Annotated in this window: 7 protein-coding genes and 1 tRNA gene; 2 read left to right on the top strand and 6 right to left on the bottom strand. The window is 57.5% G+C overall.

The genetic code is table 11. The features are described 5' to 3' along the window. Window positions 1–144: 144 nt before the first annotated feature. From HY067_03160 to clpB, 5 genes are all read right to left on the bottom strand, one after another. Window positions 145–221: transfer RNA gene (locus tag HY067_03160), tRNA-Met, on the bottom strand. A 102-nt stretch (window positions 222–323) separates the two neighbouring features. Beyond that, window positions 324–950, bottom strand: a complete 627-nt coding sequence (locus HY067_03155) for a ParA family protein (protein ID MBI3526944.1) — start codon at window positions 948–950, stop codon at window positions 324–326. Window positions 951–1,016: 66 nt separating this feature from the next. After that, entirely contained in the window at window positions 1,017–1,679 is a 663-nt protein-coding gene (gene scpB, locus HY067_03150) for an SMC-Scp complex subunit ScpB (protein MBI3526943.1), read from the bottom strand. After that, entirely contained in the window at window positions 1,660–2,460 is an 801-nt protein-coding gene (locus HY067_03145) for a segregation/condensation protein A (protein MBI3526942.1), read from the bottom strand. Before HY067_03145 ends, scpB begins: the two co-directional genes overlap by 20 nt. A 156-nt stretch (window positions 2,461–2,616) precedes the next feature. Next, window positions 2,617–5,193: an ATP-dependent chaperone ClpB gene (gene clpB, locus HY067_03140; GenBank protein ID MBI3526941.1), complete on the bottom strand. Its 2,577-nt coding sequence runs from the start codon at window positions 5,191–5,193 to the stop codon at window positions 2,617–2,619. Window positions 5,194–5,356: 163 nt separating this feature from the next. Between clpB and HY067_03135 the strand changes: the two genes are divergently transcribed. Then, window positions 5,357–5,932 (top strand): DUF3365 domain-containing protein, encoded by a 576-nt coding sequence (locus HY067_03135; protein MBI3526940.1) that lies wholly within the window; start codon window positions 5,357–5,359, stop codon window positions 5,930–5,932. An 86-nt stretch (window positions 5,933–6,018) separates the two neighbouring features. Here HY067_03135 and HY067_03130 read toward each other — a convergent pair whose 3' ends face one another. Next, window positions 6,019–7,527: an FMN-binding glutamate synthase family protein gene (locus HY067_03130; protein MBI3526939.1), complete on the bottom strand. Its 1,509-nt coding sequence runs from the start codon at window positions 7,525–7,527 to the stop codon at window positions 6,019–6,021. 55 nt (window positions 7,528–7,582) lie between these two features. Here HY067_03130 and HY067_03125 point away from each other — a divergent pair, with 55 nt between their 5' ends. Then, window positions 7,583–8,416: a carboxylating nicotinate-nucleotide diphosphorylase gene (locus HY067_03125; protein MBI3526938.1), complete on the top strand. Its 834-nt coding sequence runs from the start codon at window positions 7,583–7,585 to the stop codon at window positions 8,414–8,416. Window positions 8,417–8,588: the final 172 nt, after the last annotated feature.

Raw genomic sequence — 8,588 nt, 5'->3', positions numbered from 1 at the left:
TCTCAAAGCTTCTTCACAGGACAGGCGTCCCTCCATCCCGAAGGACAAAAGAACCGGGCGATCACCCTCGACCCGTTCCCGTGCAGCGCCCCAAAACCACGAAGCACCCACACGCATCGGCTGTTTAGTTTGTTAAAGAGCGGTTGGTTGCGGGGGCAGGATTTGAACCTACGACCTTCGGGTTATGAGCCCGACGAGCTGCCAGACTGCTCCACCCCGCGACCGGATCGAAATTAGACGTATCAAATTTCGAGAAGCGGAATTATAGCAATCCGCAAAATCTTCAGTCAACCTACACCGGAAAACAGTACGCCTCGCGAGCCTCAATCCTCATTGATCCAGTCTAGGATAGGCTGCCATTGTTCGAGATCCTTCCCGCTCAGATATCCGGGTAAATCGAATAAGCTCAGACCATTGAATGCCGCATTGACGTAGATCTGTGTGTCACGCAGATAGGCCAGGACCGGTAGCTTGAACTGCGCAAGGAACGCTTCGAGCGTCGCGGCCGCTCGCGTTCGCGGGTTCACTCGCATGCCCACAACGCCAATAAAGGTTTTGTGCTTCCGAACCGTCTTCTCCTCCAGCAGCGTCTGCAGAAATGCACTGGTCGCCGCCATATCAAATACCGAGGGCTGTATGGGAACGATGATTTTGTGCGCAATTTTTAGCGCATGTGCCAGATTTTTGCCATGCAGGCCGGCCGCCGAATCCAAGATCAGCCAACTGGAGCCGCGTGGAATCGCCGATTCCTCGTCATCTTTGGCATCCAGCCTGTGAATGACGGGACGATTCGCGGGTCTCATGGCAAGCCACGTGAGCGACGATTGCTGGCGGTCCAAGTCCCACAGGAATACTTTCTGTTTTCTAACCGCAAGCGACCCTGCCAGATTGGTCGCGAGGGTTGTCTTTCCAGATCCGCCCTTGGGGTTGGCGATGAGGATGGCTTTCATATTGTTCTCCGCGAATCAGCCATGCGCTCCGGCGCAATCAACGGCCGCCAAGGAGCCGTCAAAAAATCACGCCGTATCGGCCCGTCGTTCGTGTTCGGCAGGCGGAGTCCCGGGCTCATCCCCAATCACTCGCCGTGTAGTCGTCTCCGCATGCTCCAAATGCTCGATCTGATCCGTGACCGGTTCGGTTTCGACCAATGCGCCCAAATCCTCCAGGGGCGGCAATTCGTCCAGAGAACGCAGATTCAAGTCGTCAAGAAACGCGCGCGTTGTCGAATAAAGCACTGGGCGACCTGGCACCTCGCGATGTCCAACCTCGTCGATCCAGCCCCGCGCCTCGAGCGCCTTGAGAATTCCGCTGGAGACGACAACACCGCGAATCTCCTCGATATCCCCCCGCGTGACCGGTTGGCGGTAGGCGATGATCGCAAGTGTTTCCAGCACCGCCCTGGAATATTTTGGCGATCGTTGAGGGTTCAGGCGATCCAGAAATTTCTGATATTCCGGGCGTACCTGGAAACGCCAACCGCTCGCGACATTGGCGAGTTCTACGCCCTTCTCGGCCCAATCGGCACGCAATTCTTCCAGTACACGGCGCAGCACGTCGGCCGCGATTTCTTCGGCGAAGAGTTTCCTGAGATCTGCGACCGGAAGTGGTTCAGTACTGCTCAGCAGTGCTGCTTCCAGTACGCGTTTGACTTGAAGGGGATTAGACAGCGGCAAGTCCATGATTTAACTTTACGTAAATGGGCGAAAAGGCACCCTGCTGAGTGACCTGTACGAGAGTCTCGCGGGCAAGTTCAAGTATGGCAAGAAAGGTAACCACCAGGACCGGCACTCCAACATCGGCGTCGAAAAGATCTTCGAAGCGGACAAATCGCAGATTCTGCAAATTGCGCAGAATTCTGCTCATATGTTCGCGTACCGACAATTGTTCCCGCGTAATCCGATGATGCCGCGTCACGCGCGCCCGCGCGACCAAACCCAGCCACGCATTGCGCAAATCATCCGGATCGACCCTGGGTAGCCGCTGCTCGACTTCCTTGTCCAGCCATATCTGAGCCAGCGAGAAATCCCGACCTACCTGCTGCATTTCATTGATTCCTTGTGCGGCCGCCTTCATACGTTCGTACTCGAGCAGTCGGCGTACCAGTTCGGCGCGCGGGTCCTCTTCCTGCGCGCCGGTCTGAACGGGCCGTGGCAGTAGCATGCGCGATTTGATCTCGATCAGGAGCGCCGCCATCAGCAGGTATTCTGCCGCCAATTCGAGCTGATTGGCCCGCATAGCTTCCACATAATCCATGTATTGCCGGGTGAGGCTGGACATCGGGATGTCCAGAACGTCGAGGTTGTGCTTGCGGATCAGATAAAGCAGCAGATCCAGCGGCCCTTCGAACGTATCCAGAAAAATGCGCAGTGCGTCCGGCGGAATATACAAATCTCCCGGCACTTCGAGCACCGGCTCTCCGCGGACGAGTGCGAACGGCTGGACAGAAATTTCGACAGTCATATTTTTATATGAAACAGGGCTTAGTCAGCCACCGCGGAACTACAGAGCCGGTGCGGACCGAGAACACGGCCGGCAACTCTGATCAAGTGTCGAATTATCGGTCAAAACCGGGACGCTAGCCAGCCGGGAAGATGTTCCCGGTTGCTCACGCGTGAACTACCCCTTCTTGAAACTGAGCTTGCTTCCGCTCATCGATACGCGAATGACGTCCTTGGGCCCAAAACGGCCTTCAAGGATCTCCTTGGCCAGCGGGTTCTCTATCGCGGACTGAATCGCGCGCTTTAGCGGGCGCGCGCCGAAAATCGGGTCGAAGCCCACCGCAGCCAGTTCCGTGAGTACCGCGTTATCCACCTCGAGCTTTATCTCCATTGCTGCGAGCCGCTTTTCGAGATAACCGAGCTGATTCTTTGCGATCGACTTGATGTGGTTTTCATCGAGTGCATGGAACACCACGACCTCGTCGATGCGGTTGATGAATTCCGGACGGAAGTAAGTCTTGACCTCGCCCATCACCGCCAGTTTGATCACCTGGTAGTCGTCGCCGGTCATTTGCTGGATCATCTGCGAACCAAGATTCGAGGTCATGACGATCACCGTGTTCTTGAAGTCCACGGTGCGTCCTTGCCCATCCGTCATGCGGCCATCGTCAAGTACCTGAAGCAATACGTTGAACACATCCGGATGCGCCTTCTCGACTTCGTCGAGCAGGATGACCGAATAGGGCTTGCGACGAACCAACTCAGTCAGGTAGCCGCCCTCTTCATAGCCCACATAACCGGGCGGCGCGCCGATCAACCGGGCCACCGAGTGCTTCTCCATGAACTCGGACATGTCGATACGGATCAGATGATCCTCCGAATCGAACAAAAACGAAGCCAGCACCTTGCACAACTCAGTCTTGCCCACTCCGGTCGGCCCCAGAAACAGGAAGGAACCGTACGGCCGGTTCGGGTCGGAAAGTCCTGCACGCGAGCGGCGGATTGCATCCGACACCATCTGAACCGCCTCGTCCTGGCCGATCACGCGCTCATGCAGCCGCTCCTCCATGTTCAGCAGTTTTTCACGCTCGCCCTGCAACATCTTCGAGACTGGAATTCCGGTCGCTCGCGACACCACTTCGGCGATTTCCTCCGCGCCGACCTCGGTGCGAAGGAGTTTGTGTTGCGGCTTGCCCGTTGAGCTTTCCGCCTTCTTGAGCTGCGATTCCAGCTGCGGAATCTTGCCGTACTGAAGCTCGGAAACCTTCTGCCAGTCGCCCTTACGCTTGGCGGTTTCCATCTCCAGCTTCAGCTTCTCCAACTCTTCCTTGATGTGTTGCGAACCCTGTACCTGGGCTTTCTCGGCTTTCCAGATCTCTTCGAGGTCGCCATATTCGCGCTCGAGTTTGTTGATTTCGTCCTCGATCAGCGCAAGGCGTTTTCGCGAGGCTTCGTCCTTCTCCTTCTTCACCGCTTCCCGCTCGATCTTCAACTGGATGATCCGGCGATCGAGTCTATCCATCTGTTCCGGCTTGGAATCGATTTCCATCTTGATGCGGGCCGCCGCTTCGTCGATCAGATCGATTGCCTTGTCAGGCAGAAAGCGGTCGGTGATGTATCGGTGCGAAAGCTCCGCTGCAGCCACGATCGCCGGATCGGTGATTTCCACGCCGTGATGCAATTCGTACTTCTCTTTCAAGCCACGCAAGATGGCAATGGTGCTTTCAACTGATGGTTCGTCGACCAGCACTTTCTGAAAGCGGCGTTCCAGCGCAGCGTCTTTTTCGATGTATTTGCGATACTCGTCGAGTGTGGTTGCGCCGACGCAGTGCAGTTCGCCGCGGGCCAGTGCCGGTTTGAGCATATTGCCCGCGTCCATGGCACCCTCGGCCTTGCCCGCACCGACCATCGTGTGGAGTTCGTCGATGAATACGATGGTACGGCCTTCTTCCTGCGAGAGTTCCTTGAGCACGGATTTAAGCCGTTCCTCGAATTCTCCCCGGTACTTGGCACCTGCCAACAACGCTGCCATGTCGAGGCTGAGAACGCGCTTGCCTTTCAGCGACTCCGGCACTTCTTCGTTGATAATGCGCTGAGCCAGGCCTTCAACGATCGCGGTCTTCCCCACGCCAGGTTCGCCGATGAGCACGGGATTGTTCTTGGTTCGGCGCTGCAGGATCTGGATCACTCGCCGGATCTCGTCGTCGCGGCCGATCACCGGATCGAGTTTGCCAACGCGGGCGCGCTCGGTCAGGTCGAGGGTGTATTTCTCTAGCGCTTCGCGCTGCCCCTCGGCTTCCTGGCTTTGCACACCTTGCCCGCCACGCACGGCCTCGATTGCCTGCTCGAGTGCTTTCTTGCTGACACCATGACTCCTGAGCAGCTTCCCGATCTCGCCCTTCTCCTCCGCTAATGCGAGAAGGAAGAGTTCAGATGCGATGAACTGGTCGCCGCGCTTCTGGGCTTCCTTGTCGGTCACATTCAGAAGATTGCCCAGCTCACGGGATACGCTGACTTCGCCCCCCTGGCCCTCCACTTTCGGCAGACGGCTGATGGAAGCACGCAAAGCTTCCTGCAAAGGCGCCACATTGGCGCCGGCGCGCGCGAGAAGAGAAGGGGTTCCGCCATCGTCCTGCTCCAGCAGTGCCAGGAGCAAGTGTTGCGGTTCGATATAGGGGTTATCTTGACCTACCGCCATGCTTTGGGAATCGGCGAAGGCCTGCTGGAACCGGGTGGTAAATTTATCGAAACGCATCGTGCGTCCTTGATATGGGTCGATATAAGTGGTTGCCGCCTAGATTGGGCGACTTCCGGCGGATTTCAACACGCTGTAGCCGTTATGAACGTGAGCGGACAATGACATTGCCGCGCAGCCGGAAAACTGGCAGATTTAGCCCTCCTCTTTCTTCCTCAAATCCATGCTCATATCCAGATCTTGCGTAACGATTCTGCTGGCCGCCTTGCCGCTGATCGCCCGGGCGGACCAGACAACGGAGGCCCGCGCACTAGCCTCTCAGATGATCCAGCAGCTCGGCACCGCGCTAAAGAAAGAACTCGCCGCCAACGGTCCGGACGGCGTCGTTTCGGTCTGTCGCGATATGGCGCCAGCGATCGCCGGAGAATTGTCCAGAAAATCGGGCGGGCGTGTCGCGCAGGTCAGCCTAAAAAGCCGCAATCCGTTGCTGGGAGACCCCGACGTCTGGGAGCAGCAGGTATTGGCCGAATTCGATCGCAGGGCGGCCGCCGGAGAGAAAGTCGAGTCCCCGGAATATTCAGAGACGACCGAGGAGCCGCGCGGGCGTTACTTCCGCTATATGAAGGCACTCCCGGTGCAGCCCTTGTGTTTAACCTGTCACGGTACAGCGAAAATTATCCCCGATCATGTCAGAACGAGACTCGCGATCGAATACCCCCGCGACCGCGCCACCGGCTACGGGCTTGGGCAGGTACGCGGCGCAGTAACCATCAAGCAGCCGGCAGGGACCGCTCAGTGATATTCTGCCAACTTTCGACTCGGACCCTCCCGCTTACACCTGCCTGTTGACAGACATGCCGTCGCGACAAGCCGACATCGCGCAGGTCAAGCCGACGTTGTAACGGGCTGTCCGAGTTCGTTCTTGATCTTCGGATAAGGGTAAAGCATGTTGAACGCAATGCTCTGGTTGGCGGATTCGACTATACGCACATGCTCGCGCCGCAGTTCCCGCGCGTGCCGGCAGCCGCAGGAGTGCGCGATCATGTCGATTTCCTTGTTCATGTTGGACACGTAGTTCGCGACACGCTGATACTTCTCCTGCACAACCAGGCCACGCTGCAATCGCTTGTTGTGCGTGGTTATCCCGGTCGGGCAGGTATTCGTGTGACAGCGCAGCGCCTGAATGCAGCCAAGGGCGAACATAAAGCCGCGCGCAGTGTTGATGAAATCCGCGCCTGCACACAATGCCCACGCGGCTTTTGCCGAAGTCACCAGCTTGCCTGCTGCCACGACCCGAATGCGCTGTTTGAGCCCGGATTCCATCAAGGCATCCACGACCCTCGGCAAACCTTCAGCGATCGGCAGGCTCATGTGATCGGCGAGCGCTTGCGGGGTAGCGCCGCTGCCGCCTTCTCCGCCGTCGATAATCAGAAAATCCGGCGCCGCCTGGAGGCCGCGCCTCAATACGGCATTGCATAAATCGTTGATGAATTCCCAGCCCCCGATCGCAGTCTTCACGCCTACCGGTCGACCGGTCAAGTCGCGAATCATGACAATCCGGTCGAGCAGATCGTCGACATTGGCAATATCCCGATGACGGTTCGGGCTGATCGAATCCTGGCCTGCCGGAATACCGCGAATCTCAGCGATCTCGGCCGTTACTTTCGATCCCGGCAATACGCCGCCCTTGCCGGGTTTTGCTCCCTGCGACAGCTTGATCTCGAATGCCTTGACGACTTTCCCGAGATCTTTGGCGCGTGAAAGCGAGAACGTCCCGTCGTGATCCCGAATGCCATAGTTGGCCGTACCGACTTGCATGATTACATCGGCATTACCCTCCAGATGATAAGGGGACAATCCGCCTTCCCCGGTGTCGAGCCAGCATCCCGCTATTTCCGCTCCGCGAGACAATGCCTGAACTGCGGGCTGGGAAATGGCGCCAAAGCTCATGCCGCTGATGTTGACGATCGAGCGTGCCTCGAATGGAAACCGGCAATATCCTTCTCCGATCATCAACGGCGGCGTCGGTAGCCGATCTTCTTCCAATACCGGGAACGGGGCATTGACAAAAATGATCGAGCCGGGCTCACGCAGATCGAAGGTCGAACCGAAGCCGATGATGCCGCCTTCGTTTTTCGCCAGCCGGTAAACCCATCCCCTTGTAGCGCGATTGAAAGGCATCTCATCGCGGTCGCCGGCAAAGAAATACTGGCGAAAATACTCACCCTGCTTTTCGAAAAAATAGCGCAGGCGACCGATCAGCGGATAGTTGCGCAGCACGGTGTGCTTCTTCTGCGTGATGTCCTGGACGAACCAGAACAGCAGCAGACCGATCAACGCAAAACCGAGAATCGTTCCGATCCCGTAAGACAGAATACCCATGAATCCCGACATCAACGCCTCCCCGCCGTGTCAGAGTAAAATGCCGCCTCCATCATAGGGGAAAGACTTGGACTTGGCATCCGCAATCCGCGAAGACGTCCAGCGAGCCCTGGCCGAGGACATTGGCACAGGCGATGTAACGGCCAGACTGGTGCCTCCATCCGAAAAAGCACATGCGCGCGTAGTCACGCGCGAAGCGGCGATGCTGAGCGGGACGGCCTGGTTCGAGGAATGTTTCCACCAGATTGATCATGACGTCGAGATTCACTGGAATGCGCGAGACGGTGATCGGCTCGTACGCGGCCAAGTTGTGTGCGAAATAGACGGCCGCGCGCGCAGCCTGTTAACCGTCGAGCGCAGCGGCCTCAATTTTCTGCAAACATTGTCGGCTGTGACGACAAAAACCCGCGCGTTCGTCGATGCCGTAGCCGGTACGAAGGCCGCCATCCTAGATACCCGAAAAACACTTCCTGGATTGAGATATGCACTCAAGTACGCGGTGCGCTGCGGAGGTGGCACCAATCACCGCATGGGCCTTTATGACGGCGTGCTCATCAAGGAAAATCATATTGCCTCAGCCGGCGGTATCGGTCCGGCGCTCGAGCAAGCGAGGAAGGTTGCGCCGGATATCCCAACGGAAATCGAAGTCGAGGACGTTGGGCAACTGAAGGAAGCCATCGCGGCGGGCGCAAAGCTGATACTGCTGGATAATTTCGATCTCGCCGGTTTTCGCGAAGCAGTCAGGGTCACGGCGGGTCGCGCCGCCCTCGAAGCTTCGGGAGGAATCAATCTGGAAACGGTACGGGCTATCGCCGAAACCGGCGTCGACCGCATCTCGATCGGATCGCTGACCAAGGACATCCGCGCAGTGGATCTGTCGATGCGTTTCGTCGCAGCCTAATTCGGTTTGCGCGCAACGAAATCAACTCAGGCCGTCATGGCACTACCTTAAGCCGCAAGGAGTGCGAGGAAATAGGGTGGCTGAGAGCCTCGCGTTGTTAAGATGGTGGTGTCTGAAGTCACCGTCCATACAAGGAGGATCAGCCATGTGTGAAGATAGCAAAAAAACGCCT

This window comes from Betaproteobacteria bacterium (assembly GCA_016194905.1).
GTDB lineage: Bacteria > Pseudomonadota > Gammaproteobacteria > Burkholderiales > JACQAP01 > JACQAP01.
Note: the sequence above shows the minus strand (reverse complement) of the source record. Positions and strands in the feature narration are given on the sequence as shown.